This window comes from Silanimonas sp., from assembly GCF_027531545.1.
Lineage (GTDB): Bacteria > Pseudomonadota > Gammaproteobacteria > Xanthomonadales > Xanthomonadaceae > Silanimonas.
Window position 1 is genome coordinate 1 of the sequence record NZ_JAPZSC010000052.1, and the last position, 26,217, is coordinate 26,217.

A 26,217-nucleotide genomic window follows, 5' to 3' on the forward strand; every position below is an offset into this window, starting at 1 on the left:
AGCGACGTGTTCGATTACATCGAGATGTTCTACAACCCGAAACGCCGACACGGAACGATCGGAGGCGTCTCTCCGGTAGAGTTCGAAAGGCAGGCAGGGCTTTCAGGCAACTAGGTGTCCACGAAAGCCGGGGCGATTCAGATCCGAATCTTCCGCGCCCAACGGCCCTCGGCATCGTTCCTACACCGGAGAGCTCTCAGCACCCATGGTTCCAGGGCGGGTCGGCAGGCTTCGCCGACTTCTTCCAAGACCGCACCTATAGCGTGGTTGCCCAGCTCACGATGTGGAAGAGCGCGGCTGATGTGGGGCGTATGCCCCAGAATGCGCCAGGAAAGATCTACTTCTTCCGCCGCGACGCCCAGGGCCGTTGGTTCGACGATACGGCGCGGCTGCTGTCAGACACGACGGGATGCATCAGTCCACGGAAAGCCGTCGTCGCGGATTTTAATGCCGACCGGAAGCCGGACGTCTTCTACGCCTGCCATGGCTTTGACGGTGAGCCAAACATCCCCGATCGACCGCCCTATGGAGACCATCAGCGGCTCCTGTTGAGTCGCGTCGACGGTCGATACGACAACATCAAGCTTCCGTTCGTGGGTTACGGCCATGGAGCCACGGCAGCAGATCTGAACAGCGATGGTCTCCCTGACGTGGTGGTGACCAACACGAGTTGCCAGTCGAGCGAGCCCTACTGCAATCCGGACGCAGTGACCAACTCCGTACCCTACGTGCTGATCAATGAGGGCAACGGGCGCTTCCGTGTCGACATGACTCGGCTCCCCGTGGCGGTGGACAATCGATTTGAGTCTCAACAGTACTGGGGAATCTACGGGCTTGAGCTCATCGACGTTCGTGGTGATGGAAAGCCGCATTTGTTCGTCGGCGCTGTCCCCGAAAGTTTCGCCAAGGGCTGCACGGCGTGTGCCAAGAACGGGGTGATGCTTAATGACGGAAGCGGTTACTTCAACCGGTCGCCGATGGTCGAGTTTCCGCTGCTCCGTGCTGAAAATGGCGATTACTACGGTGGTGCGCTCGATTTCGTCATGATCAATGGATCGGTTTACTTCCATCACGAGACCCCTGGTTCCAGTACGCCGCGAATGGCGGTGAGGCGGATCGACCCGGTGACGTGGAATGTGACGACCGTACTGGAGCGCTCAGGGCGCTTCTCAGACAACGCGATCTGGCCCGTGTGGCTCTATCCAACCAGCGACGGACGGATCCAATCGCGTGAAGTGAATTGCGACTATCCGATCCGACCGGATAGCAGCTGTGGATTCAATATCGCGGTGACGCCCTGAGCGATCGTGACACGCCTAGATACGGAGTGACTTCGTGGCGTTGTCAGCGTGCGACATCGTGCTCTACCAAGCCGGTGCCGATCCCCACATCGATGATCCGCTCGGTGGCTTTCTCACGACCGAACAGATGGCCGAGCGAGACGCCCAGGTGTTCAAGGGACTCAAGGATCGTGGCGTTCCCGTGGCTTGGGTGCTGGCGGGCGGCTATCAGGACCCGCTGTCCAAGGTGATCGATCTCCACGTGAACACCATGCGGGCCGTGATGTCCACCTAGTGATTCGCTGCGACACATAGTGTCCCAGCCGTCCGGACACTGATCCCCGTGACTCTGCCGAGAGCGCTGCGCCTGGGATTTCGCAGGGTGTCGTCGTTCGTTGGTGTGCGCGGGCATGGGCGCTAGAGACCACGATCCGGTCGCCGCCGAACGGAATCTATGGCCACTCGCCGGCATTCGGTTGTCCAGCTCAGGAGTTGCGCGCGGACGAAGTGATAGAACTCCCGCGCGCTGCTGATGGGTACCGATCTGCGGCAGACAAGGAATGAGGTGGTTATGCGAGAAGGAGCGTCATTTCACGTGGCGCAGCTGCTTCAGCGGTTTCCGGAATGCGTGTTGCATGATGTCTCGGAGTCTGGCGAAAAGACGACTTTTCGGATTTCGATTTCACGATCTTCAGGGGCGGCGATCATCGAATCCTTGTTAGAGATTGATGATTGGAGGCTCTCGCCACTTACGGTGGCCGAGCAGCGGTCGATGGCGGGTTGGAGAGAGTCTACTGGCGTGCCATTCAAGCTTTCTGTGTTCACACAAGAAGAACTGAAGACGTTTGGGGTCGCATTGGTTTTTCTTTTGCGCCGCGACGATCTTCTGGATCCGGAGATCGCCGAGAAGTTTCTCGTCGCTTTGAGCAAATCGCTTTCCTAGGAAGTTGGAATGCTCCCAGCGTTCATGAACACGCTATGCGTCGCAGTAGCCACTCATCACGGACGAAGCGAGCTCTCCCCTCGATGCAGCGGATGGGTTCGAGCGGCTCCTTCCGATGAACTCCACTCAATTCCCTCAGCTTGCTTGGCCAACGCTGAAGCAATTGCCCTGTCGGATATCCAATCGAGGTGATTCCTTGAACGATAGCGACACGATAACGCTCCCGAAGCCCCGGTCGATCGATACGGACTACTGCACCCTAGAGGCAGCCGGCCGCCTTGACGATCGTCGTTCGCTCTTCATGGTGGAGTTCGGGAACTGGCGGTGCAGTCTCGGGGCGTGCCCCGGACCGGCCGGGTGCTTGCGGTGCTGCACGGGGGTCTGGCGATATGTGGACGGTGGGCGCTCCGTGGACGTCGTGGTCTATGTGGCGTTCCAGGTCCTGCTCGTGGATCTGCGGTTCCCACGCGACTGGTCAGAACGCATCCACGAGAGATTCACCGCGATCCCGCGGCGTAGTCACGATGTCCCGCAGCCGCCGGCCCTCTTCGACCCTGAAGACGAAGCGGCGCTGTTTGAGGCCTTGACGCAGCGCTTTCGGGAGCGTCATGGCCCCCTCCTGCAAAGCGTCGAGCATCTGCCGAATCTGAGCCTCTGACCCACCTTGACTCGCGGTTGGCTGCGACACATCGTGTCGCACCCATCCGGACAATAGTCCCTCTGGATTCGATGATGGGGGTGGGTATGGGGTTTCGCCGGGCATCGCCGTTCGTGAAGAGTGCACTGGAGCTGGAGTCTGAGACCCGGCTCTGGATCCTGCGCCTGCTCGTTCATCTGGGGGGCTACCGCGAATTGATCGGTGCCGCCGGCTACCGAGACGACGCCCTGGCCCACGCCTTGGGACTGCCGGACGCGGAGACGGTCGACTTCGAGGCTTTCTCGCCGAAGGACGTCTTGGCGCTGTTGGAGGATGACCTTGCTCGGATCGAGGGCGACGTGGCGGTGCGCGCTGAGGCGCCGCTACGGCGAAACATCGATCGACTGTCCGATCTGGTGGGGCTGTCGCCTGCCGACCGTGAGCTGCTGGCCTTCGGTGTCCGGATTTCGAATGATCTCGCATTGAAGGAAGTGGCCGGCTGGATGGGGAGCCTGCCGTCCGCGAAGCTCGTCACGGCCCTGTCTGTCGCGTTGGAGATCCCTGACAAGGCGATCCGCCAAGCCTTGAGCCCGCAGGGGGTTCTGCATCGCTCGGGTCTGCTGCAGTTCGCGTGGTCGAACGACGCCGGGCTGGAAGAGGCCATGGAGGTGCTGTCCCCGCGCTTCGCGCAGCTCGTCGCGGCGGAGGACGCCGAGCCGCTGTCCTTCTTGAGCGGCACCGCGCGCACCACCTCGCCAGCGACCCTGGCGCTTGCCGACTATCCGTACCTCGCCGAGTCGCTCCGCGTTCTGGTGCCGTACCTGCGCGAGTCGCGTGCTTCGGGCCGCCCGGGCGTGAACGTGCTGCTGCACGGGGTTCCGGGCACCGGGAAGACGCAGTTGGCCAAGATCCTCGCGAGCGAGGCCGGCGGGGCCCTCTTCGAGGTCGCCAGCGAGGACGGCGATGGTGACCCCATCAGCGGTGAGCGCCGGCTGAGGGCCTACAGCCTTGCCCAGAACCTCGTGCCCACGCGGTCGTCGATGATCCTGTTCGATGAGGTCGAGGATGTTTTCGGTGAATCGCGGAGCGACGGGTGGCGTCGCGGGTCCGCCCAGGCTCGAAAGGCGTGGATGAATCGCGTCCTCGAAGAGAACCGCGTGCCGGCCCTCTGGCTCGCCAACGAGATCGATGCACTGGAACCGGCCTTCCTGCGACGCTTCGACATGGTCATCGAGGTGCCGGTCCCCCCGCGTCGCGAACGCGAGCGCCTGCTCAAGGAACGCTACGCCGATCTGATCGACGACCGTCGGGCGTCGCAGTTGGCGCAGTCCGGAGACCTGGCGCCGGCGCTGATCTCTCGCGCCGCGGACACCGTGCGCTTCATCAAGGAGCGCGTCGACCCGGGGATGGTGGGCGATGCCTTCCAGCTGCTCATCGATGGTGCGCTCCGGGCCCAGGGGCATGCCCCGACCCGCAAGAGCGAGGGCGTCGGCCTGCCAGCGACCTACGACCCGGCCTTCATCCGGGCGAGCGCTGACTTGGCCGCCGTGGCGCAAGGCTTGGGCCGGACGACGTCGGGGCGACTGTGCCTGTACGGTCCGCCGGGAACCGGGAAGACGGCGTATGGCCAGTGGGTGGCGGAATCGCTGGGCCTGCCCTGCCATGTCCAGCGCGCGTCCGACTTCCTGTCCAAATGGGTCGGTGACAGCGAGCGCAACGTCGCCAAAGCCTTCGCCGCGGCCACTCGCGAGGGGGCCGTTCTGTTGATCGATGAAGTCGACAGCTTCCTCCGGGATCGCCGGCGATCCGAATACGCCTGGGAGACCACGCTGGTCAACGAGATGCTGACCCAGATGGAGGCCTTCAACGGCATCCTCATCGCAACCACCAACTTGGCCGACGTCGTCGACACGGCCGCCTTGCGGCGCTTCGACCTGAAGGTGAAGTTCGACTACCTCGCCGGGGGCCAGGCGGCCCAACTCCTTGCTCGCCACTGCGCCGCGCTGGGGCTCCCGGCGCCGGGTGCGGATGAGGACCGGCGGGTCCGCGCGCTGACGCGCCTCACCCCCGGTGATTTCGCTGCCGTCTCAAGGCAGCATCGGTTCCAGCCTGTGGCGTCACCCGCCGGTCTGGTCGAAGCCTTGGAGGCCGAATGTGCCCTCAAGGGGGAGGCCAAGCGGCCCATCGGGTTCATTCACTAGGCGCTCGCCGGGAGCGGGATCCGGCAACGATCGATCTTCATCGACAAAGGACAGGACGAACCATGCGAACGCTTTCGAAATCCAAGCTGTTGGCCTACCGCCAGTGCCCCAAGCGCGTTTGGTTGGAGGTTCATCAACCCGAACTGCGACAGGACTCGCCCGAAAGCCAGCAGCGCTTTGCGGCAGGCCACCGCGTGGGAGCGGTCGCGCAGCGGGTCTATGACCCGGAAGGGCAGGGCACGCTGATCGACCCGAAGGTGATCGGCTATGACGAGGCGTTGCGACTGACCCAAGCGCATCTGGCCTCGCGTCAGCCGCTTTTCGAGGCAGCGTTCAAGGCGAACGGTGCCTTCGCCATGGCGGACGTGCTTCTGCCCGACGGGGACGCGTGGCGCATGGTGGAGATCAAGTCCGCCACGTCGGTGAAGGACTACCACCGCGATGACGTTGCTGTTCAAGCGTATGTCGCGAAAGCCGCCGGCGTGCCGATTTCACGCGTCGCCCTTGGCCACATCGACAGTACGTGGGTCTATGCGGGCGACGATCGTTACGACGGGCTCTTTGTCGAGGCCGATCTGACCGACGACGCCCGTGCACGGGAATCCGAGGTGGTGGCTTGGGTGCAGGAGGCCCAGCGCATTGTCACCGCGCCGTCCGCGCCGGAGCTCCGCACCGGGCGCCACTGTCGTGAGCCGTACGAGTGTGGCTTCTTCGCCCACTGTCGAAGCCGGGAGCCGGTGCCGACGCACCCGGCGGAATGGCTGCCGCATCCGACCAAGCCGCTCTCACACCTGATCGACGTCGAGGGCGTGACCGAGATGGTCCAGATTCCCGACGAAGTGCTGACCGAGCGGCAACGTCGGGTACGGGACTGCACCTTGTCCGGCGAGCCCTTCTTCGACCAGGAGGGTGCGAGGGCGGCACTGGCCAGCCACGGGCTCCCCGCCTACTTCCTCGACTTCGAGACGATCAGCCATGTGGTCCCGGTGTGGAAGGGCTTCCGCCCGAACCAGATCGCGGCCTTCCAGTTCAGCGTCCACCGGGTGGGCGAGGACGGCGCGATCGCGAATGAGGGCTTCCTGGATCTCTCCGGCGGCGACCCTTCCGAGGCCTGTGCTGCCGCTCTCGTCGCGACGTGCGGGACTAACGGGCCGGTATACGTCTACAACCAAGCCTTCGAAAAGCGAGTGCTGAAGGAACTGGCCGAGCGGGTGCCGACGTACGCCGAAGGGCTGATGCGCATCCATGATCGCGTCGTGGATTTGCTGCCTGTCGCCCGGGACCACTACTACCACCCGAGCCAGCAGGGCAGTTGGAGCATCAAGGTGGTGCTGCCGGCGGTGTTCCCGGAGCTGCGCTACGAGGACCTCGATGGCGTGAAGGACGGCGGCATGGCGATGGCGGCGTACCTCGAAGCGACGGATCCGAAGACGACCGAAGAACGGCGCGAGGCCATTGCCGCCGAGCTCACTCGCTACTGCGCGCTGGACACGTGGGCGACCGTGAAGCTGTGGGCGTTCTTCCTCGGTCGCGAGCTCCAGGAGTAACCCGTGCCAAAGCGGCCTGAGTCGGTCGAGACGCTGGTCCTGGCGCTGGAGATCCTCCGCCGCATTCCGCGCGGCCGGAGGATCACGGCCAAGGAACTGCACGAGCAGTTGCAGGATGCCGGGATTGATCGGGATCTGCGGACCATTCAGCGCCAGCTCGAAATGCTGAGCGAGCACTTCGAGATCGAGCGCGACGAGCGTAGCAAACCGTTCGGCTATCGCTGGCTCGATCGGGCCAAGGGCATGACCCTGCCGCACCTGACGCCGCAGGAATCCTTACTGCTGGGCCTCGCGGAAGATCACCTTCGGGCACTGTTGCCGGCCAAGCTGATGCGCTCGATGGAGGGCTTCTTCGAGCAAGCTCGCCGCAACTTGGCGAACGACGGCTCGGCGGCCCTGGAACGCGAGTGGAAAGGCAAGGTCCGCGTCGTCGCGACGGGCCAGCCGAGGATTCCGGCGCAGGTGGCGCCTGCGGTCTTCGACACCGTCAGCGAGGCGCTCTACCTGAATCGCTGGCTGTCACTCGATTACCGGAACGCATCAGGAAAGGAATCGACCGTCGAGGTGATGCCCTTGGGCTTGGCGCAGCAGGGGCCCATCCTCTACCTCGTCTGCCGATACCGTGGCTACGACAACGAGCGCACTCTCGCGATGCACCGCATCCAGGCCGCACGGATGACGACGGAGAGCTTCAAGCGGCCCGGCGGATTCGACCTCAGGAAGTTTGACGAGGACGGCAGATTCGGCGTTCAGACCGGAAAGAGAATCCGGTTGACGTTCGACATCGCTGCTGATGAAGCCCTGTCGTTGATCGAGGCGCCGCTATCCGCTGATCAGGACGTGGTGCTGCTGCCGAAAGGGCGCTATCGGATCTCGGCGACGGTGGTGGAAACGCTGATGCTGGAGCGGTGGTTGCGGGGCTATGGTGATGCAATCACGAACGTTCAGCGAGCACAGATCGATAGCGAAGAATCAAGGAAGAATTGCGCACATGAGTAGAGTTATGAAGGAAGACGTCGTCCAGCGGGATTGCAAGCCCTTTCTTTCCCTGCTCGGCGCCGGTGGTCGACCGCTTTATCGCGGGATTAGGGAGCAGCATGATCCCCTTGCAGTGCTGAATGTCCAGCGGGATCGCCAGCCGACGAAAATGCCGAGAACGATTCACGCTGCAGTCGATGCTTGGTTTAGCGAGAAGTTTGGCGTGCGGTATCGCGGTGCAGGTGTGTTCTGCACAGGTGATCGTAGACAAGCCGACGAGCATGGCTACGTCCATAAGATCTTCCCGATCGGCGGGTTCCAGTTCTGCTGGTCGCCAAATGTTCGCGACCTATTCGAGTGGGCTAAGCGGGAAGGTCGATTGCAGCTGCCGCCTGCGCAGTTCGTCGCAGCTTTGGACTCGCTCGACTACCGGGAAGAAGGATTTTCCGAGGCGATAGCATCCGGGTGCGAGGTGATGGTCGCGTGCCGACGCTACTACGTGGTCCCGGACTCGTGAAAGCGTCAACTGGTCTGGATCGATCTACGGCCATTTCCTCCCCTCGAGAGTGAATCAGGGCGACGTGGATGGGGTCCTGCTTTGGGAAAGATCTCGTGTCTTGTTCAATGCTCAAGCCGGCCAACCGAAGCTTGAATAAATCCGCCGGAGAACCAGTTATGTGCAACCCTGATTTCGCGAAGAAAATTGCCAGTGGAGTAGGTGAAGCGCTGAGCGAGGCCTGCGAGCTTCCGATGATGCTGACGGCGCTCCGTAATGGAGGCTCGGAGTCTTTGCTTCGTGCTTTGGTGAATCACAGGATCGAAAAAGCGACAAATTGCGTTGCATTCACTGAGCAGGCAAATAAGAAGAAGCGAGCGGATCTGAAGTTGATCGATAGTCGGAGCGGCACTCCGGCCGCGTTTGTCGAGTTCAAGCATAACTTCGTGAATCAAGCACGCGGAATTGCCAACGAAATGGAGAAGGCAAGGCAGCAACTCATCAGCCAACGCTCAGGCAACGAAGAGGAAGTCGCGGCAGCATTGGGCTCAAGCGCTATAGTCAGATCGACTCCGCCTCGCTCAGAGGCGATCTATGTCTACGTCCACTTCTTGGTCTCTCTCGATTACGGTGACAAGCTGTCATCGGACCTCGCTGCCATCCATAATCAGAACCTTGGCGAGAAAGGTGGATACAAGCTATTTTTTGATCGCAAAAAAGCGAATGAAAAGATAGCGAAGGCGATCAATACTGCGATCGAGGCTGTTCGCGATACGCGCCCTGATCTGAAGAAAGAGCAGGGTGAGGCCGGCAAGTATTTTTTCCGCCATGCGCTTGGCGACGCTGGCGCGCAATGCACCCTGATCTGCTGGGCGTTCGCTTTGGAGGGTCCTTCATTTGTCCCACTTCAGTTGATGCCTTGATCTTTCAGCTGCAACCGGCGGAGGCGTAGCGTCAGCGTTTCTGCCCGCACAAGCTGAGTAGTCAGAAGCCGCTGAATCCATCCGTGGTCAAAGCATGGCGGTCAGGTGGCCCGCAGCTATTTCCCTCACGCCTTCTTTGTTCTTCGGCAGCCTTGCTCGAACCTTCGCCGCCTCAACAAAGTGGATCAACGTTCTGTCATCACGGTCGTTCCAGCCGAACGCGACGTACGCTTTTTCGGCAGGCCAGTCATGATCCTTGCTGTTGCGGATCAGGTGAACGATGCAGGTCTGCAGCGTCGTGGCCGGAAACACCGCCTCCAAAGCCTCGGGCAGGCCCTTCAGGCCTGATCAGGTTGCGGCGCCGGAAACTTCCTTTAGTAAATCACTCGGGCGCTGCTTGATCCGGTTGCGGCCAAAACGTAGCAGTTAGGTGGCCAGTAGCAATCTGCCTCACGCTTTCTTTGTTCCCCGGCGGCGTTGCTCGAACAGTCTCCGCTTCAACAAAGTGGATCAACGTTCTGTCATCACGGTCGTTCCAACCAAACGCTACGTACGCTTTGTCGGCAAGCCAATCATGATTCGCGCCCTCACGGTGGAACGGAATGCTGCCGTTTGGGTCAGTGCCACTGAGTGCCATGACGTGAATTAGCCCAAATCGCGGGCTTTTTACCAGTACCTGATCCGTGTGCCCCCTAGAATTCGTACGGTTTACAAGTACCGTTGCGAGACCATCGAGATTCTTAGCTGCCAGATGCTCGACGACCAGATTGGCTAGGCAGCTCTTTCTATCCGGAACTGAGTTTCCGACGAGGCGAGGCATACGGTGTCCCTGGTAGTGGATGCGCGGTTGTCTGCCTTGCATTCTGAGCACAGGAGCCGGTTGCTCTTCAACTGCCCTATAGGCGAGTGCTGCTCGCAAGGCGGGAGCGCGTCGTGAGGCTGTCATTGCCTAGAGGAGCAGCCTGCCTCGGCTCGGATCCACCCCAATCGTCGCCTCCATGCCCACCCGGAAGTCCAGCGCATCCGCCTCGATACCATCGCTGAAGATCACCCCGTTCTCCGGCATCAGGGAGCGGATTCGCAACGGCTCGTTTGCCTGCACTTGGCCGAACACCATCTCGGCCTGACTCCACTTGCTCGGAAACGGTTCGCGCACGCTGAACACTAGTCGCGGATCCGAAGCCGGAAAGCCGTGTTCGCGAAGCTGCTTGGCTTCTTTCGCTACCTTGCCGCTCACGCCCATGGCGCCGGTCAGCACGCTGCGCAGCCAACCGGTCGATCCCAGGCCGGTAGAGACGATCACGCCACTCGACGAATGCCGCTCGCTGCGTCCTGCGTGGTGGATCTCGTAGCGGGCCGACACGTGCGATCGGACGCCGATGAACACGTCATTGACGGCGCGAAGCACCTGGCCGTCGCTGGTCTGCACCCGGGCCATGGTGACCTCGCGGTGCTTGCGGCGGTTGACGATGACTTCGCGAATGATCTTCGGGAGGTCTTCGGCGGTGAAGGGCAGCAGCAGGCCGTCCCAGCGGGCCGGGTCGGGGTTGATGGCGAGCAGGGGCTGGCCGTCGAGGTACTTCAGGGTGTTGGCCACGAGGCCGTCCTGCCCCAGCACCACCACAAGGCAGCCCGGGGGAAACAGGAAGTTCGGCAGGAAGCCGCGGTCCAGCCGCTGCAGCCTCCCGTGTCGCTCGAGAACCTCGGCCACCGAGGCCAAAGCCTCGGCGTAGGTCCGCTCCTCGGCGAGGAAGTCGGAGAAGTCCAAGCCGAGATGTTCGGCTTGGAACTTGGCCTGCTCGACCGTGTTGTAGCGGACCACCATGTCCTGGAGACGCGTCTTCCGCGTTACCAGGACGATCTTGCGGTCGGTGATGTCCACGGCCTCAGGCCTTCTTCGAGGCCAGCTGGCGGAGCAGGTCGGGCGAGAAGTTGAACTCGCCGATCTTGGCGGCGTTGTCGGCCAGGTTCTGGAAGCCCATCGCCATCATCGCCTCAGGGCTGGCGTTGGCCATGGTGAGGGACTGCAAGGTGCGGGCGTCCATCCCCTGCAGGGCGTCGGCCATGGTCTTGATGCCGTAGGCGCGGGTTTCGGCCTCGCGGCGCTCGTTCTCGCCTTCCAGCGCGACGAGCTCGGCGTTCTGCTGCTCCAGCTTCACCTTGCCCGCCATCTCCTGCGCCTGCACCTGTTGCCGCTTCTCAAGCAGGGCACGTTCGGACTCGATCCGGTTCTCCTGCACTTCGCGCTTCTTCTGCTCGACCGACAGTTCGCTGCGCAGCTCGTTCTCCTTGACGATCCGCTCCTGCTCGATAGCGGCGTTCCGACGCCCGTACGTGGCGTCGTCGGCTTCCTTGAGGATGGTCTCGCGCACCGGCGCTTCCAGGGCGCGGGCGGTCTCCGGGGTCGGCTTCACCGCGAGGATGCTCAGGTCGATCACCTGCAGCCCGAGCTCGCGGATGGCCGGGGCGTTCGACAGTCGCTGGCGGGCCGAGTGGGCGAGCTGCTCGGTGGCCTGCAGCAGTCCTTTCAGGTCGAGCTCCTGCAGCATGCCGCGGAACTGCGCCTTCACCGCGTTGAGCACGCGCAGCGGCAGCTTCTCCGGCTCGTCCGAGGCGTTGTTGCCGTTGGGCAGCAGCGCATAGTTCATCTGCTGCGAGATCAGCTTCGGGTCGCTGATGCGGAAGCTCACCTGGCCTTGCAGGGTCACGGACTGAAAGTCCCGGGTGATCTCCTCAAACATGAAGGGCACCTCGTTGACCGTCGTCGGCACGCTGACGAGGGTGGAGCGCGGGGCGAAGTAGAAGAAGGCGAGACCGGCGCCTTCGCGCACGACCTGGCCATCGCGCACCTGCATCAGGTAATCACTGGGGGCGGATTTGATGTAGCGGAAACCGAACATGGAGGCTCCTTGGGATCGCGGCGCGTGGATGGGGGGCGGTACGGGGTGGAATGATGGCATTGCGGGCGGGCAGTCCCAGCGGCATTAGCCGGCCGGGTACTGCCGCAGCAGCCCCGAGAGCTGATCGTCGAGGTCCTCGTGGCGGTCTTCGAGGATCAGATGGCCGGCGGTCTTGGTCCCGCCGTCGAAATGCGCCCCAGAAATCCAGGCGATGGATTGCTGCTCCTTCCACGCCATCGCCGTGAAGAAGGCTTTCAGGCTCGGATGCAGGTGGACGCACGTCGTGTAGAGACGGCCGATGCGGCGCCGAAGTGCGATCTCGGCGCGCTCGACGGACTCGATCTGTTCCTCGAGGTCCTCACGCGTCGCTTCGCCGTCCATCTCGATACCTGCCGGCTCACCGGTATCGCCCTCGATGCCGTCATCGCGGTCCTCGGAGGGCCAGTTCAGTCGCGTGTGGTGCGTCAGCGACGACCCAGGGCAGGTGTCCTGCCAGTTCCCGCAGTCGCGCGGGTGTTCGAACATCCCGCCGGCATCGCGGAGCAAGGACAAGATGGCGGCATGTGCCACGTCCTCGACGGTCGGGAAGTGGCGGGCGATCGCCGTGGCCATCCGCCGGTACGCCATCGGGACGCGGCGGTCGCCATTGAGTGCAACGAGCAGGCCACCGGCCCAGAGGACGGCGCGGCTTCGTTCGAGGGGGATGGTCATTCGGAGTCTCCTTTCAGATCAGCGCGGGGGGCGGACTTCGCCAAGGGGATGTGCAGGGTCGTGAAGAGCCGTCGCACCGCTCGCGACGCGGCGATCCGCTGCGGCGCGTCCGGCGGACTCACCGGGTTTCGCGGGCGTTTGATCCGTTTCGGAAGTCGCCCCTGGCCGCCCCGGATCAAGCCGGGGTGCCAAGGCCGCGCGATGCGGAGGGCGGCGAGCAGTCGATGGAAAAGGGAGAGCAGGGGGCGTCTTGGCATCTAAGCGTCCTTGTTGGTGGAGTAGCTCACCCACCATCCAGCGACGCGGGCCATCCAAAAGTTGGGGGAGAAAGTTCTGGGCGCCGGGTCTTCTCGCAGCTCATCTGGTCGAAGGCGCGGACGATCTTGCCGATGGCGAGCGGATAGGGCGTGTCCCGGGGGGCTCTCGGGCCACCCAGCAGCTCGGCCAGCTTCGCCCCGGCCTCCGGTTCGGCCTCGATCAGCCGGTCGAGGGCAGGCAAGAGCGCCTCGTAGCCGATCTGCTCGTGCGCCCGGCTGTCCCGGCCCCAAGCAGAGGCGCCGTAGCACCACAGCTTCCCGTAGTCGTGGAGCAGGGCGTAGACGATGCCGATCTCGCGGTCGTCGGCGGGGACTCCGGTCGAGCTGGCGACCATGGTCGCGACCTCGAGCGTGTGCGCGGCGAGCCCGCCCGCATGGGCGTGGTGGTCGCGACGCGACGCTGGGCTGGTCCAGAACTGCGCCAGCGCTTGCGGATGCAGCAGCGCTTCGCGGACGAAGCGGTACAAGGCGGCACTGCGCAGGCTCTCGATCAGGTCGCTGACCTGCGGTACCAATCCTGGGATCGGGCAGCGCTGCTCGTCGAGGGCTTCGGCGAGCGGAATTTCGGGCAGGGGCTCGAAGCCCAGCACGAGGAATTCGGTGTCGGCGCACTGGATCTCCATCGTGGTCACCTCGCCGGTCATCGCGGCGCTGGTGTCGATGGCCGGGAGCCACGTCCACGCTTCGAGCGTGCCGTTGCGGTGGTGCACGCGGCACAAGCGCGCGCCCTCGGCGTCGGCGTCGGTGAGGGGTTCGAGGATGGCCGCATAGCGCATGGTCTGCGGCGCTTTCAGGGTCGTGTCCAGCATGGGGGCTCCAGATCAGGGGGAGGGCGGGGCGGTCGGGGGCGTCATCTGCGCCATCAGGGCGGCGAGCTGTTCGGGGCTCAGGGTCTTCAGCACGGTGAGCGCGGCCGTCGTGTCGGAGGCCTCCGGCGGCGCACCCATCCGGCTGTGCATCAGCCCAGCGAAGGCCTGGCCGTCGCGGCGCGTCAGGTTCGGCACGAAGCGGCTGTACACCTTGAAGAGCATCTCCACGCTGGCGTGGCCCATCACCTTGGCGATCCACTCCGGGTTCTCGCCGGCGGCCAGCATCAGCGTCGCGGCCGTGTGGCGGGTCTGGTAGGGCCGCCGCTTCTCGAGGTCGAGGTAGCGCAGCAGCGGGTACCAGAGCCGGTTGCAGAAGTTGTTCGCGTTGATCGCGCTGCCGTCCATGGTGCTGAACACCCACGGGCAGTCGGCCCGCTTCACCTTCAGCCGGTTCTGGATGGCCTCCCACACCATGGGCAGCATCTCGATGTCGCGCACCGAGGTGTCGTTCTTGACGCCGTCGTTTTCCTCGCCGTTGACCACCGACTCGCGCACCAGGATCAGGCGGCGCTCGAGGTCGATGTGTTTCCACTTCAGCCCGTTGATCTCGCCCGTGCGCATCCCGGTGAAGAAGCGCACCTGCAGGTAGTCGCGGAAGTCGGGACGCACGGCTTCGAGGATCCGCCGCACCTCGTCAAAGGTGAAGGGTTGCACGTCAGTGCGCTTCTGCTTGAGCGGCTTCACGCTGCGAAACGCCGGAGTGAATTCGAAGCGGTCGGCGGCTTCATTCAAAATCTGCCGCAGAAAACACATCACTTTGTTGATGCGCGCAGCACCCAGCGTGGCGGCTTTGCGGCCCGGCAGCTTAGCCAAGGCGGCGCGGAAACCGAGGACGTCGGCCTTGGTGATGGTGTGCACCGGCCGCTCCCCGAAGACGGGCAGCAGGTTCTTGTCCAGTACCTCGCGCACGCCCAGCCGGTGGCTGGCGCGCCAGGTGGGCGACATCTCGAGGTACCAGAGCTCGGCGAAGTCGCTGAAGGTCGGCGTGCGGCGCTCCGGCGCGACGGCCACCGCAATGGATTGGCTCAGGGGCGCGGCGTGAGAGGCCGCAGCGGTCGAGTCGCCGCCGTCGTTCCCCGCGAACTGGTCCACCCGCGGGCTGTTCGGGAAGTAGGTGGCGTAGTCGAACGTGCCGTTCGCCATGTCCTTCTGGATGCGCTTGGCCAGCGCCTCGACCCGCTTGCGGTTCTCGGGCGTGTCGGCCAGTGCCGTCTGCTCGCGGCAGCGGACGCCGCGATGAAAGAAGTCGAAGTAGAGCGCCCCCGTCTCCGGGCGGGCGCGGACGTTGATCTTAGGCATTGGCCAGGCCTCCGTTCGCCATCGGGATGCCCATCAGCGGCGTCGCCGAGGCCTTGCCGATATCTCGCTGGATCGTCTCCCAGATGAAGAGCAGCTTCCGCCCGCCGAAGGGGCGGATGTAGTGCACGCCTTCAAGCAGGACGGCGTCCTTCAGCCGGGTACGGATGGTCCGCGGGTCGTAGTGGATGCGGGTAGCCAGCTGCTCGGTGGTCAGGTACGTTTGCACGGCACTTTACTCCTGTTGTCTGGTCTCGACGGATGTCGCGTATAGGCGACATCTGGTGGCTATAATAGACGACGGTGGGCGTCTGTCAACGACAGGTGTCGCTTATGAGCGACATCATTTAGGATTCATTCATATGATTCGCTTCCGCCTCGCCGAGCTGATTGCCGACAAGTCCTTCAAGGAACGGCGGGTGGTCACGGTCTCCGAGATCGCCCAAGCCACGGGCATCCATCGGGCCACGCTATCGAAGGTCGCGAATCAGCCGGGGGCGAACATCGGCACCGAGATCATCGACAAGCTCTGCCGGTACTTCGGGTGCCAGCCCGGGGAGCTGATGCTTTTCATCGACGAATAGGTTTATCGCCTCAGCCCGCGTCGCGATGCCTGAGACATGAATCGCCAAACCTGCGCACCACCGCAAGGACTGCACGCATGACCAATAACGACTTCACGTCCGCCCTTTGGGACACCGCCGACAAGCTCCGCGGTTCCGTCTCCGCTGCCCAGTACAAGTACCCGGTCCTCGGGCTGGTGTTCCTCAAGTACGTCAGCGACCTGTTCGATGCCCAAGCGAAGGTGATCCGCCACCGCATTGCCGAGCCGACGTCGGACTACTACATCGACGATCCCGAAACTCGGGAGCGCGCAGCCGCGGAATTCGCCAAGGACAAGACGTTCTACGACCAGGACAACGTCTTCTGGATCCCCGCGTCTGCCCACTTCACGACCCTGCTGTCCCAAGCCTCCGCGCCGGATCTGGCCCAACGGCTGGACCGCGCCATGGGCGATATCGAAGCCGAGAACCCGCGACTGAAGGGTGTGCTTTACCGCGAGTTCGGCCGCCTCGAGCTCGAGCCCGGCAAGTTGGGCGAGCTGATGGGCCTGGTTGCAGGCATCCGATTCAATCCGGAAGACCACGGCAGCCGGGACGTCTTTGGTGAGGTCTACGAGTACTTCCTCGGCAAGTTCGCCCTGAAGGAAGGCGCCCGGGCCGGCGAGTTCTACACGCCCAAGAACGTGGTCAACCTGCTGGTCGAGATCCTCGCGCCCTTCAAGGGGACGATCTATGACCCCGCCTGCGGCTCCGGCGGCATGTTCGTGCAGTCCTCCAAGTTCAAGGATGCCCACCAGGCCAAGTTGGGCCGCCGCGGCGACCTCGCCATCTATGGCCAGGAGCTGATGGCCGCGACCCGTCGCTTGTGCCTGATGAACCTCGCGGTACACGGCCTCGACGGCAACCTTGGCGAGAGCTACGGCGACACCTTCGGTAACGACCAGCACAAGACGCTTCGCGCCGATTACGTGCTGGCCAACCCGCCCTTCAATATCAGTGACTGGGGCGGTGAGCGGTTGGCGGACGACCCGCGCTGGGTCTATGGCATCCCGCCCAAGGGCAATGCCAATTTCGCATGGCTGCAGCACATGTTGGCCAGGCTTTCCGCGCGTGGCCGCGCCGGCGTCGTTCTCGCCAATGGCTCGATGAGCTCGCAGCAGTCCGGTGAGGGCGACATCCGCCGCGCTATGGTCGAGGGTGACGTGGTGGAGTGCATGGTGGCTCTGCCCGGGCAGCTGTTCTCCAACACTCAGATCCCGGTCTGTCTGTGGTTCCTGTCGAAGGACAAGGCGCCGGGCGTCAACGGCCGTATCGACCGCCGGAAGCAGATCCTGTTCATCGACGCCCGAAAGATGGGCGCGCAGCGCATCTCCCGAACGCAGATCGAATTCACCGACGCCGAGATCGAGGCACTTGGCCAGCTCTACCACCGCTGGCGTGGCACTGATTTCAGCGACGGAGCCGAGTACGCCGATGAACTGGGGTGGTGCTACTCGGCCTCACTGGCGGATGTGGAGAAGCACGGCTTTGTCCTGGCGCCTGGTCGATATGTCGGTGTGGTCGCGGCGGATGACGATGACGAGGCTTTCGGCGAGAAGATGGAGCGCCTGACTGCTCAGCTCGCTGAGCAGATGGCCAAGGGGGCAGAGTTGGATGCAGTGATCCGCGAGAAGCTGGGGGCTCTGGGCTATGGCGTCTGAAGCAGCAACGGCCTCCATCATGGAAATCGCCGCCCAGACAGCAAATGCAACTGCCGCCGGGCCCTTTGGCTCGAACCTGGTTTCGCGGGACTACGTTGAATCGGGGGTCCCAGTGATTCGAGGACAGAATCTCCAGTCACGCTGGGTAGGCGGTGAGTTTGTCTTCGTCACGCCCGAGAAAGCGGAAGCACTCAGAACCAATACAGCCAAGCCTGGCGATGTTGTCTTTACCCAGCGCGGCACGCTAGGACAAGTGGCCTTGGTTCCTGGTGGGGTTTTTGACCGCTACGTAATTTCGCAGAGCCAGATGAAGCTGACTGTCGATCCTGCGAAGGCCGATAGTGCGTTCGTCTATTACGCGTGTATCTCTGCTGATTTCACTAGGCAGGTCTTCGATAACGCTGTTGCTGCTGGCGTCCCGCACATCAATCTCGGGATCCTTCGCTCGCTTAGGATCCCGATTCCATCGCTCGATGTTCAGAGAGGCATCGCGGCGGTTTTAGGGACTATTGACGACCGCATCGACCTATTCCGCCAAACCAACGACACCCTCGAAGCCATCGCCCACGCCCTGTTCAAGTCGTGGTTCGTGGACTTCGACCCCGTGCGCGCCAAGGCTGAAGGTCGCGAGCCCGAGGGCATGGATGCGGAAACGGCGGCGCTGTTCCCAAGCGAGTTCGATGAGTCGGAATTGGGGTTGATTCCGAAGGGGTGGCGCGCCGGCTTGTTGAGCGATTTCAGCGTCCTGAACGCTTCGAAGTGGACGAGCAAGAATCATCCTCAATCGATCCGCTACATCGATTTGAGCGGAGTCAGCCAGAATCGAATCGACCAATCGACTCTCTATATCTTCGGCGAGGCCCCCAGCCGTGCTCGCCATCACTTGCGTGATGGCGACACCATTATTGGCACTGTTCGTCCCGGCAACAGAGCATTCGCCTACATCCACGAGCCGGAGGCAACGCTAACCGGCAGCACAGGTTTCGCGGTTCTTTCGCCGAAGTACAAACACCTATCCAGCTTCGTCTATCTTGCCGCGACACGCGAAGAAGCGATTGCGCGATTGGAGAACCTCGCGGATGGCGGAGCGTATCCGGCAGTTCGGCCATCAGTGGTTGCCGAAACGCCCTGCATAATTCCTTGTCCAAACACTCTTCGCAGATTCTCTGAACTCGCAAACCCACTTATGGCGCGTGTTTGCGAGGGGGGCGCGCACGCCCGCGCTCTGGCTGATCTGCGCGACACCCTTCTGCCCCGTCTGATCTCCGGCAAGCTTCGCATGCCCGATGTGAGCGAGTTTGTTGAGGAGGAAAAAGCATGATCCCGTCGATATCGACACTAGGCGACATCCTTTCGAAAAACAGCCAGTACATCATTCCGATTTTTCAGCGCGGGTACCGCTGGGAACAGCCGCAATGGGAGAAGTACTGGGCGAGCCTTGCTGAAATCCGGCGGCCTGAGAAGACTGGAAATCACTTCATGGGCTTCCTGGTGTTCGTTCCCGGGGTGCCACTCCCGGGCCAGGACTATTCGCGATTCCATCTGGTAGATGGCCAGCAGCGCTTGACCACCAGCCTTCTGCTAATGATCGCACTGCGAAACGTTGCTCGGCGCGCGGGTGAGTCCGATCTAGCACGTCGCATACACGAGAAGTACATCGTTCATCAGCTTCTTGATGGCAAAGAAGTTGGCCGTCTTGTTCCGAAGGCACAGGATGGCGGGACATTTGCTGCGCTAGTAAAGAGTCTTCCAGATTCAGGTCGGATGGCAGATGCCGTCTCGTTCTTCGAGAGATGCGTATCGGCCGAAGTAGAAGCTGATCCGGTTTCATTGATGCGCGTGCTAAGCGCAGCTGCCCAGCGCTTTGAGTTCATGTGCGCGACGTTAGAGGCTGAAAGCGCTTACAACATCTTCAAGAGTCTCAACTCAACCGGCGTACCACTGGGTCCATCCGACCTGATCCGAAACTTCGTGTTCATGCATGTCAGGCCGGACGATCAGGACGCCTTTGAGAGGGAGAAGTGGGCGCCTTTGGAGGCGCTTTTTGCCGACAACACTGGCCGGCTCGACGAAGACACATTCTCGCGCTTCTTCCGGGACGTTCTGATGATGGATGGGCGCTACGTGCAGCCCAAGGATACCTTCGCCACCTTTGAGTCGAGATATGAGGCCACGGGCTTTCGTCCGGCCGAGTTGGCTGAGGAACTTCTGAAAAAAGCCAAGAACTATTGCGCAATCGCTGGACGCTGCTCTGACGTCAGTGCTGAAGTGACCGATGCCTTGCAAGGACTTAACTTGCTAGAGAGCTCGACAACGTACCCGCTTCTTTTGGCCCTGTTTCATTACCGCGCCGAGGGCGTTGTTGACTCTGGTCAGCTCGCGCGCTGCATCAAGATGCTGCAGGGCTTCATCCTGCGCCGCTTCGTCTGTGGGGAAAGTTCTCGGGGTTACGGTCAGATGTTCGTGCGTGCGTTGGCGCGAAATGAAGGCGACCCCGTGGCCGCGCTGGAGAATTATCTTCTCGAGCGTGGTTGGCCAGATGATCGACGCTTCATGGAGGCGTTCGTGCAATTCCCGCTCTACAAGCGTGGCTATGCACGCGAGGTGCTTTTGACGATCGAGCGTTCCTATGGCCACAAGGAGCAGGCTGCCTTGCATGCAGCACAGATCGAACACGTGATGCCGCAGACCCTGCGGCCGGAGTGGAATGCGCTGCTAGGAGAGAATGCTGCACGCATTCACGCCGACTGGCTGCACCGACCGGGCAATCTAACGCTCAGCGCCTACAACCAAGAGCTTGGAAATCAGCCTTTCGAGCTGAAGCGGGCGCGGTTCTCTCAGAGCAACGTGGTGATGACGCGAGCGCTAGGGGATCAGCCAACTTGGGGCGAAGATGCAATTCGCGCACGTGGCGAGTTGATGGCTGAGGCTGCACTGAATCTGTGGGTCGGGCCGAAAGAGCCGTGGCAAGCAAAGGATGAGTCAGGGGAAGAGGAGGCTGACGGTCGATTGAATCGACATGATGTGCGAAAGAAGTTCTGGAGTGGCTTTCTCGAGCACGTCAGAAAGACGCATCCGGAAGTTTCGAGCTTCGACCCCCGGCATTACAAAGCGATCAGGCTCAAGTCTGGAGTTCCACATGTCGGCTTTGAGATACGCCACCAACTTCGGCCGAGCGAAGTCGCAATTGATGTGTACTTTTGGCGCGAAGCATCATTCCCACTCTGGGAGCGATTTCTGCTGGATCAAGAGGACATTGATCGATTGATCAATGACCGCTGGACATTTGACCGACCGCAAAACGACAGTCATCCGCGTTCGATGACCATTTCTCTGAGTGCGGACGCAGAGGATGAGGACGGTTGGCCCTCTCTCTATGGCTGGTTGGGCCAGAAACTAGCGCTGTTGTATGCACAAATTGCACCGCGACTGAGGGAAGAGATGCGAGATGAGGCCAGTGTGATCGGCGATTTCGAGGGGTGATCGGTGAACGAGAACCACCTCGAGATCGCCACCCTCGACTGGCTCGCCTCCTTGGGCTGGACGCCACTGCACGGCGATGTCGTTTCGCCAGGCGGCGAGGAGCTTGCCCGTGCGGCGTTCTCAGACGTCGTCCTCCGTACCCGACTGTCCCCGGCAGTCGCCCGGCTCAACCCGTCCCTCAGTCCTGCCGAGGTTGAGGAAGTCGTCGACACCGTCGCCCGCTTTGCCTCCCAGTCGCTGGTCGACGGAAACCGCCAGATGTACGAATGGCTCCGGAACGGGGTGCCGCTCGAGCAGGTTCGCTCGGATGGCAGCCGCGCTGCGATTCGTGTGCCTGTCCTCGACCTCACCGGCCCCAACGACCTGCTCGCCGTTCGGCAGTTCACCGTCCATGGCCAGAAGGTCCGGCGGCCGGACATCGTGCTCTTCGTCAACGGCCTGCCGTTGGTCGTCATCGAGCTCAAGAATCCGGCCGACCTCAACGCGGACGTCGAGAAGGCCTACCACCAGATCCAGACCTACAAGGCCGACATCCCCCAGCTGTTCGCCTTCAACCTGCTCAACGTCATTTCCGACGGCACGGTGGCCCGGTACGGCTCGGTCTCGGCCGACCTGTCCCGCCACTCGCGGTGGCGCCTCCTAGACGGGAAGAAGGCCGGCAAGGGTGCTCTGGAGCTCGAGACCCTCGTTCGCGGCCTGCTGAATCCCGTCACCTTGCTCGACTTCTTCCGCGGCTTCGTCGCCTATGGCGGCGCGAACGGTGGGGCGAGCTTCAAGATCATCGCCCAGTGGCACCAGTACCACGGCGTCCGCAAGGCACTGGAGCGCGCCGTCGAGGCCCTCACCCAGCGCAAGGACGGCAAGGGCGGCGTCATCTGGTTCACCCAGGGCTCGGGCAAGTCCCTGCTGGCCTTGTTCTACGTGATGGCCCTGCGGGACCACCCGGCCTTCGCCAATCCGACGATCGTGCTGGTCACCGACCGGAAGGACCTCGACGGACAGCTGTTCGAGACCTTCGCCGACGCCAGTTGGTCGCTTCGTGCTTCGCCAGTGCAGGCCGACAGCCGGGACGACCTGCGCCAGAAGCTGACCAGCGTCGTCGCAGGCGGGTTGTTCTTCACGACGATCAACAAATTCGCCCCCGAGGCCGGAAAGACCAGCGTCCCGGTGCTGTGCGAGCGGTCGAATGTCGTGGTGATCGCCGACGAGGCCCACCGCACGCAGTACGGCTTCCGCGCCGACTTGGACACGCAGACGGGGCAGACCAAGTACGGCTTGGCCAAGTACATGCGCGACGCCCTGCCCAATGCCATCTACCTCGGTATGACGGGCACGCCGGTCAGCTTGGATGACCGCGATACCGAGGCGGTCTTCGGGACCTACGTCGATGTCTACGACATGATCGCGGCGCAGGAGGACGAGGCCGTCGTGCCGGTGTCTTACGAGAGCCGGATCATCGAGTTGCGCTTCAACGAGGCCGAGAAGCAGGCCCTGCTGGACGAGTTCCTGGAGGCAACCGAGGACGAGGATGAGGACGAGCAGGCGATGACCGCCAGCCGTCTCACCCGCCTCGAAGGCCTGGCGATGGCCGACGGGCGGCTGGAAATCCTCGCCGCCGATCTGTTCACCCACTGGGAGGCCCGCAAGGAGCAGATGGACGGCAAGGCGATGATCGTCGCCGTCTCCCGCGAAGCGGCAGTGCGCCTGTACGACGCCATCGTGAAGCTGCGCCCCGAATGGGGTGATGCTGACATTGCCAAGGGCCGAATCAAGATCGTGATGACCTCGAGTTCGTCCGATCCCGCCCACTTCCAGCCGCACCGCACCGACAAAGCCGGCGCCAAGACGCTGGAGAAGCGCTTCAAGGACCCGGACGACCCGCTCGACCTCGTGATCGTCCGCGACATGTGGCTCACGGGCTTCGACGCCCCTCCGGTGCATACGCTCTATGTCGACAAGCCCATGCAGGGCCACGGCCTCATGCAGGCCATCGCCCGCACGAACCGCATCTGGAAGGACAAATCCGGCGGCCTGATCGTCGACTACATCGGCATCGGCGAGGAGTTGAAGAAGGCGATCCGCCAGTACACCCGCGACGCCGGGGCCGAGCGGGAACCGGTCGACACCTCCGGCGAAGCCCTTCGCATCTTGCTCGACACGCTGGATGTCATCCGCAAGGAGTTTTTCTACGGCTTTGACTACGTCGGATTCGCCGATCCCAAGAAGGCGTTGGCTCTGTTGGGCCCGGCGATGGAGCACGTGCTGTCCGTCGACCCCGAACCCGACGAGAAGGGGCGCAACCGTGGCGTTCGCGCCTACCTCGATCAGGTACTCAAGCTCACCAAGGCCCAGAGCCTGGCCGGAACCCGCGAGGCGGCCATGGCGGTCCGCGAAGAGATCGCCTTCTTCCAGGCTGTCCGGGTCTGCCTGATCAAGCTCACCCGCTCCGCAGAGATCCGGACGCGCCTCGAAAAGGAAGCCGCCCTGCGCCAACTGGTCGCCAAGGGTGTTCTGGTCGAGGGCGTGAAGGACGTCTTCGGCACCCTCGGGCTTGGCAAGCCAGACATCTCGCTTCTGGACGAGAACTTCCTCGCGCAGATCCAGCAGATGCCGACCAAGAACCTCGCCGCCGAACTGCTTGAGAGGCTCATCGCCGACCAAGTGAAGGCTCGCGGCGCGAAGAACAAGGTGCAGGCCAAGGAGTTCACCGAGAAGCTTGAGGACGCGATCACGCGCTACCAGAACCGTGCACTGACGACAGCCGAGGTGATTGAAGAGCTGATCAAGCTGGCCAAGGAGATCAATGCGGCCAAACCGCCGGATGGCATGACTGAAGAGGAGTACGCCTTTTATCAGGCGCTCTGCGAGAACGAGTCAGCCGTACGGGAGATGGGGCATCCGACGTTGCAGAAGCTGGCGCATGAGCTGACGGAAAAGCTCAGGAAATCGGCCACCATCAACTGGCAGAACCGCGTTTCTTCGCGGGCGAAGATGCTTGCTGCGGTGAAAGTCCTGCTCGTGATCTACAAGTACCCGCCGGATGCTCAGCCTGCGGCGACGGAAAAGGTCATCGCGCAGGCTGAGCTGTTGGCTGACGCTTGGGTCAGCTGATCGCCGGGGAGTCCCGCATGACGCTTCGGATTTTCTCTGGGGTGGCGCTGACTATCGTGCGGTAGACGAGGGCGGCGCCTCTACTTGAGGCGTCTCCCGTCACTTCAGCCAGTCGAAAAATGCTTGAGGCATGGCATCAGTCACTTGCTCCATTGACCGGACATCAACCGTCGAGTTGCATCCCATCAAGGGCACTTCAAGGATGGTCTCTTGCGTGGACCAGTCCATCTCAAGGTATCGGTGGCCGTTCTCGTCATATCGCACTGCACGGGCCCGTCCATGGCCGTAAAGGCGCATGCTCTCCCCAAACTTGTGCCGCTTCTTCAGAACGATCAGGTCGCCTGGCCAGATGTCGTTGAAACGGTCCACCTGAACCTCGCTTTCGAGGAAGATGAAGGTGCAGATGCCCTTCTCCTTCCACTCGATGTCGAGTCGGTTCTCAAGGGTCGCGCCAGGGCAAAAGCCCATGAAGATGATCGAGGTGTCAGTCGGGACACTCTCATCAATTGCGCTGATCACTGTGGCGGCATCCTTGTCGCCCTTGGCCAAGAGAGACGCCGCATTTTTCCGTAAGCGCAGAAGTTCGGCGCGACCAAACTTTCCGGCAAGAATGCTGTCGAGGATGCGTTGGTGTTTCATCGTTCGTCCTTGGTTTGATCGCTAATCGACGTCGTTGGCGTCGCCAGCTTTGCCCGATTCCGGAGTGGCGCTGTCTTCGGTCTGCGGATTCTATTCATGCATCAGGCCCGAGGGATGGTTGTGCACGATTGTGGCTAGAGGCGTCAGCCGAGAAGAATCGACGTCCAACCGCTTGCAGTCGCTGGGGAAGTTCGTGTGGTGAAGATTCACCTTGCTCGCGGCCTCGATGCCTGACGACGGACGGTTGATGCGTCAGTGTTCCGGGAGCGGCCGCGCCCTTCCATCGGACGCGAGTGCCTGAATCACGACGCCGCCGAAGCGGGCCTCTCTCGCTTCGCACTTGATACCCCGGATGAATACCTGCGTCTCCTCATGGGGCTCGCCAGTGTCTCGATAGCGCAATTGGATTCCGCCCCAAATGTTGGCGTTGGTGATCTCCACGAGGCGACCATCGGCGCTCTCAGCAAGAGTGGCGCATTCGGCGCACACGTAGTTCGGGTAGCGGGCGACAGGCGTGATGCTGTTTTGACAAACGGGGCAGTGCTGCTTGGGCATTGGCGCAAGTTCCCTTGATGGCTCACGAGGCCTTGATGGGCCAATCCGTACCCCGCAACTTTTGGCTCATCTGTCTTTTGCCGCCTTCCGAACCTCGACATCATCATCGGCCTTGAGCTTCTTCTTCCCTGCCTTCGATCCCACATCATTTTCTGCGGCACGCTTCCTGACGGCGGGATCAGAATGAGAGATCAGGGCCTTCGTGATCTCGGCCATATCGGCCTCACCAAACTCGCTGAGATCGAAAATCACTCGGTCTGCCGCTTCAATCGACTCTTGGATGATCCGCGTCAGGAACGCATGCGACAGCCGCTCCTTGGTCGTGGAGTGACCGCTTACCAGCCCTTCTCGGACCGAAATGATCGGATCCGCCTCGAGTCGCTTCAGTACGTCCTCGGGCAGCTCGAACGATTCGGCCACCTGCTTTCTGACGGCGGAAGACGGATGCCGAGACAGGAGATCGACGAGGGGATGGTCCGGAGGCGGCAAGGGGAAGTCGTACCCAATTAAGCCCGCCACCAAGCTGTGGCCGATTTCCCACTCGGCAACACGGCCCTCGTCTTCGACAACCAGTTTGACCTTCATGCGGGACTCCTGAGTCTGGGATCCAGAGTCCGCAGTATCGAAGATCTCGATCTCAGGGTTCGAGATTGAACATTTCACCTTCACAGGCACTGTCACAGCCCAGAGAAATCGCCACGGAAATGCTGGGGTCGCCCCTCGTTAGTCCGACCCTGACACGCTCTGTGCTTGGGTCGATGTGGACAAGAGGCAGTTCAAGGAGCGTGCTTGGGTCGTTTTCAATCGCGCGCTTGAATTCGGCCATCCGGTTTGGGCACAGAAGTGGCACAGGAACGTCACAGCGCGCCCATCGGAGGCTCCCAAGCCCAAACGACAGGCACAAAAAACCCCGCAAAATCGCGGGGTTAGATGTGGTGGCTATGGGTGGACTCGAACCACCGACCCCAGCATTATGAGTGCTGTGCTCTAACCGGCTGAGCTACATAGCCACGGGGGCGGGCATTGTCCATGCCGCCCGCCGGCGCGTCAACCGGACAACTGAACGGG

General features: G+C 62.3%; 24 protein-coding genes, 1 tRNA gene and 1 pseudogene. 15 read left to right on the forward strand and 11 right to left on the reverse strand.

Annotation, left to right across the window (positions count from 1 at the left end; all coding sequences use genetic code 11):
• The 10 genes from O9280_RS15790 to O9280_RS15835 all read left to right on the forward strand — a co-directional run.
• A partial coding sequence (locus tag O9280_RS15790; protein WP_298341118.1) for an IS3 family transposase occupies positions 1–114 on the forward strand: 114 nt, incomplete at its 5' end.
• Positions 115–263: 149 nt separating this feature from the next.
• On the forward strand, positions 264–1,301 hold the full coding sequence (locus O9280_RS15795; protein WP_298344943.1) for a VCBS repeat-containing protein: 1,038 nt from the start codon (positions 264–266) through the stop codon (positions 1,299–1,301).
• Between the two features lie 34 nt (positions 1,302–1,335).
• Positions 1,336–1,575 carry a hypothetical protein gene (locus tag O9280_RS15800; RefSeq protein ID WP_298344946.1) on the forward strand — a complete coding sequence of 80 codons (240 nt, stop codon included), beginning with the start codon at positions 1,336–1,338 and terminating at the stop codon, positions 1,573–1,575.
• Positions 1,576–1,875: 300 nt separating this feature from the next.
• Positions 1,876–2,223, forward strand: coding sequence for a hypothetical protein (locus O9280_RS15805; protein WP_298344949.1), 348 nt, complete (start codon positions 1,876–1,878; stop codon positions 2,221–2,223).
• 409 nt (positions 2,224–2,632) lie between these two features.
• The gene (locus O9280_RS15810) at positions 2,633–2,881 is read left to right on the forward strand and encodes a hypothetical protein (protein WP_298344951.1); all 249 of its coding nucleotides are present in this window, start codon (positions 2,633–2,635) and stop codon (positions 2,879–2,881) included.
• Between the two features lie 113 nt (positions 2,882–2,994).
• Positions 2,995–5,061, forward strand: a complete 2,067-nt coding sequence (locus tag O9280_RS15815; RefSeq protein WP_298344954.1) for an ATP-binding protein — start codon at positions 2,995–2,997, stop codon at positions 5,059–5,061.
• Between the two features lie 62 nt (positions 5,062–5,123).
• Positions 5,124–6,608 (forward strand): DUF2779 domain-containing protein, encoded by a 1,485-nt coding sequence (locus tag O9280_RS15820; RefSeq protein WP_298344957.1) that lies wholly within the window; start codon positions 5,124–5,126, stop codon positions 6,606–6,608.
• Between the two features lie 3 nt (positions 6,609–6,611).
• Positions 6,612–7,607: a WYL domain-containing protein gene (locus O9280_RS15825; protein WP_298344959.1), complete on the forward strand. Its 996-nt coding sequence runs from the start codon at positions 6,612–6,614 to the stop codon at positions 7,605–7,607.
• 4 nt (positions 7,608–7,611) lie between these two features.
• On the forward strand, positions 7,612–8,103 hold the full coding sequence (locus O9280_RS15830; protein WP_298344963.1) for a hypothetical protein: 492 nt from the start codon (positions 7,612–7,614) through the stop codon (positions 8,101–8,103).
• A gap of 107 nt (positions 8,104–8,210) precedes the next feature.
• A complete protein-coding gene (locus O9280_RS15835; RefSeq protein ID WP_298344966.1) occupies positions 8,211–9,005 on the forward strand; it encodes a hypothetical protein in 795 nt (264 codons plus the stop codon).
• A gap of 249 nt (positions 9,006–9,254) precedes the next feature.
• On the opposite strand, the pseudogene O9280_RS15840 reads toward O9280_RS15835, so the two are convergent.
• From O9280_RS15840 to O9280_RS15870, 7 genes and pseudogenes are all read right to left on the reverse strand, one after another.
• A pseudogene (locus O9280_RS15840) lies at positions 9,255–9,350 on the reverse strand (transposase); the annotation flags it as partial.
• Between the two features lie 604 nt (positions 9,351–9,954).
• A complete protein-coding gene (locus O9280_RS15845) occupies positions 9,955–10,887 on the reverse strand; it encodes a sugar kinase (protein WP_298344969.1) in 933 nt (310 codons plus the stop codon).
• A 4-nt stretch (positions 10,888–10,891) separates the two neighbouring features.
• Positions 10,892–11,905, reverse strand: a complete 1,014-nt coding sequence (locus O9280_RS15850; protein WP_298344972.1) for an SPFH domain-containing protein — start codon at positions 11,903–11,905, stop codon at positions 10,892–10,894.
• Between the two features lie 84 nt (positions 11,906–11,989).
• A complete protein-coding gene (locus tag O9280_RS15855) occupies positions 11,990–12,616 on the reverse strand; it encodes a BPSL0761 family protein (RefSeq protein WP_298344975.1) in 627 nt (208 codons plus the stop codon).
• Positions 12,617–12,899: 283 nt separating this feature from the next.
• A complete protein-coding gene (locus O9280_RS15860; RefSeq protein ID WP_298344978.1) occupies positions 12,900–13,742 on the reverse strand; it encodes a TraI domain-containing protein in 843 nt (280 codons plus the stop codon).
• 12 nt (positions 13,743–13,754) lie between these two features.
• A complete protein-coding gene (locus O9280_RS15865) occupies positions 13,755–15,101 on the reverse strand; it encodes a DUF3596 domain-containing protein (protein WP_298344980.1) in 1,347 nt (448 codons plus the stop codon).
• Entirely contained in the window at positions 15,094–15,327 is a 234-nt protein-coding gene (locus O9280_RS15870; RefSeq protein ID WP_298344983.1) for a hypothetical protein, read from the reverse strand. Before O9280_RS15870 ends, O9280_RS15865 begins: the two co-directional genes overlap by 8 nt.
• A 133-nt stretch (positions 15,328–15,460) precedes the next feature.
• Between O9280_RS15870 and O9280_RS15875 the strand changes: the two genes are divergently transcribed.
• The 5 genes from O9280_RS15875 to O9280_RS15895 all read left to right on the forward strand — a co-directional run bounded on the left by O9280_RS15875 (position 15,461) and on the right by O9280_RS15895 (position 23,955).
• Positions 15,461–15,682, forward strand: a complete 222-nt coding sequence (locus O9280_RS15875; RefSeq protein ID WP_298344986.1) for a helix-turn-helix transcriptional regulator — start codon at positions 15,461–15,463, stop codon at positions 15,680–15,682.
• Between the two features lie 77 nt (positions 15,683–15,759).
• Positions 15,760–17,361: a class I SAM-dependent DNA methyltransferase gene (locus tag O9280_RS15880; RefSeq protein ID WP_298344989.1), complete on the forward strand. Its 1,602-nt coding sequence runs from the start codon at positions 15,760–15,762 to the stop codon at positions 17,359–17,361.
• A gap of 19 nt (positions 17,362–17,380) precedes the next feature.
• Entirely contained in the window at positions 17,381–18,682 is a 1,302-nt protein-coding gene (locus O9280_RS15885; RefSeq protein ID WP_298344992.1) for a restriction endonuclease subunit S, read from the forward strand.
• On the forward strand, positions 18,679–20,844 hold the full coding sequence (locus O9280_RS15890) for a DUF4268 domain-containing protein (RefSeq protein ID WP_298344996.1): 2,166 nt from the start codon (positions 18,679–18,681) through the stop codon (positions 20,842–20,844). The genes O9280_RS15885 and O9280_RS15890 overlap by 4 nt, the downstream gene beginning before the upstream one ends.
• Before the next feature lie 3 nt (positions 20,845–20,847).
• Entirely contained in the window at positions 20,848–23,955 is a 3,108-nt protein-coding gene (locus O9280_RS15895; protein ID WP_298344999.1) for a type I restriction endonuclease subunit R, read from the forward strand.
• Positions 23,956–24,054: 99 nt separating this feature from the next.
• On the opposite strand, the gene O9280_RS15900 is transcribed toward O9280_RS15895, so the two are convergent.
• The 4 genes from O9280_RS15900 to O9280_RS15915 all read right to left on the reverse strand — a co-directional run bounded on the left by O9280_RS15900 (position 24,055) and on the right by O9280_RS15915 (position 26,159).
• Positions 24,055–24,594 carry a hypothetical protein gene (locus O9280_RS15900; protein WP_298345002.1) on the reverse strand — a complete coding sequence of 180 codons (540 nt, stop codon included), beginning with the start codon at positions 24,592–24,594 and terminating at the stop codon, positions 24,055–24,057.
• A 252-nt stretch (positions 24,595–24,846) separates the two neighbouring features.
• Positions 24,847–25,149 (reverse strand): hypothetical protein, encoded by a 303-nt coding sequence (locus tag O9280_RS15905; RefSeq protein WP_298345005.1) that lies wholly within the window; start codon positions 25,147–25,149, stop codon positions 24,847–24,849.
• A 66-nt stretch (positions 25,150–25,215) separates the two neighbouring features.
• Positions 25,216–25,734: a hypothetical protein gene (locus O9280_RS15910; RefSeq protein ID WP_298345008.1), complete on the reverse strand. Its 519-nt coding sequence runs from the start codon at positions 25,732–25,734 to the stop codon at positions 25,216–25,218.
• A 348-nt stretch (positions 25,735–26,082) separates the two neighbouring features.
• Positions 26,083–26,159, reverse strand: a tRNA-Met gene (locus tag O9280_RS15915).
• Between the last annotated feature and the right edge of the window lie 58 nt (positions 26,160–26,217).

Coding starts and splice junctions, on each gene's coding strand:
- O9280_RS15820 (WP_298344957.1), top strand. CDS start 5,124: ATGCGAACGCTTTCGAAATCCAAGCTGTTGGCCTACCGCCAGTGCCCC.
- O9280_RS15830 (WP_298344963.1), top strand. CDS start 7,612: ATGAAGGAAGACGTCGTCCAGCGGGATTGCAAGCCCTTTCTTTCCCTG.
- O9280_RS15835 (WP_298344966.1), top strand. CDS start 8,211: ATGCTCAAGCCGGCCAACCGAAGCTTGAATAAATCCGCCGGAGAACCA.
- O9280_RS15850 (WP_298344972.1), bottom strand. CDS start 11,905: ATGTTCGGTTTCCGCTACATCAAATCCGCCCCCAGTGATTACCTGATG.
- O9280_RS15855 (WP_298344975.1), bottom strand. CDS start 12,616: ATGACCATCCCCCTCGAACGAAGCCGCGCCGTCCTCTGGGCCGGTGGC.
- O9280_RS15860 (WP_298344978.1), bottom strand. CDS start 13,742: ATGCTGGACACGACCCTGAAAGCGCCGCAGACCATGCGCTATGCGGCC.
- O9280_RS15865 (WP_298344980.1), bottom strand. CDS start 15,101: ATGCCTAAGATCAACGTCCGCGCCCGCCCGGAGACGGGGGCGCTCTAC.
- O9280_RS15875 (WP_298344986.1), top strand. CDS start 15,461: ATGATTCGCTTCCGCCTCGCCGAGCTGATTGCCGACAAGTCCTTCAAG.
- O9280_RS15880 (WP_298344989.1), top strand. CDS start 15,760: ATGACCAATAACGACTTCACGTCCGCCCTTTGGGACACCGCCGACAAG.
- O9280_RS15885 (WP_298344992.1), top strand. CDS start 17,381: ATGGAAATCGCCGCCCAGACAGCAAATGCAACTGCCGCCGGGCCCTTT.
- O9280_RS15890 (WP_298344996.1), top strand. CDS start 18,679: ATGATCCCGTCGATATCGACACTAGGCGACATCCTTTCGAAAAACAGC.
- O9280_RS15900 (WP_298345002.1), bottom strand. CDS start 24,594: ATGAAACACCAACGCATCCTCGACAGCATTCTTGCCGGAAAGTTTGGT.
- O9280_RS15905 (WP_298345005.1), bottom strand. CDS start 25,149: ATGCCCAAGCAGCACTGCCCCGTTTGTCAAAACAGCATCACGCCTGTC.
- O9280_RS15910 (WP_298345008.1), bottom strand. CDS start 25,734: ATGAAGGTCAAACTGGTTGTCGAAGACGAGGGCCGTGTTGCCGAGTGG.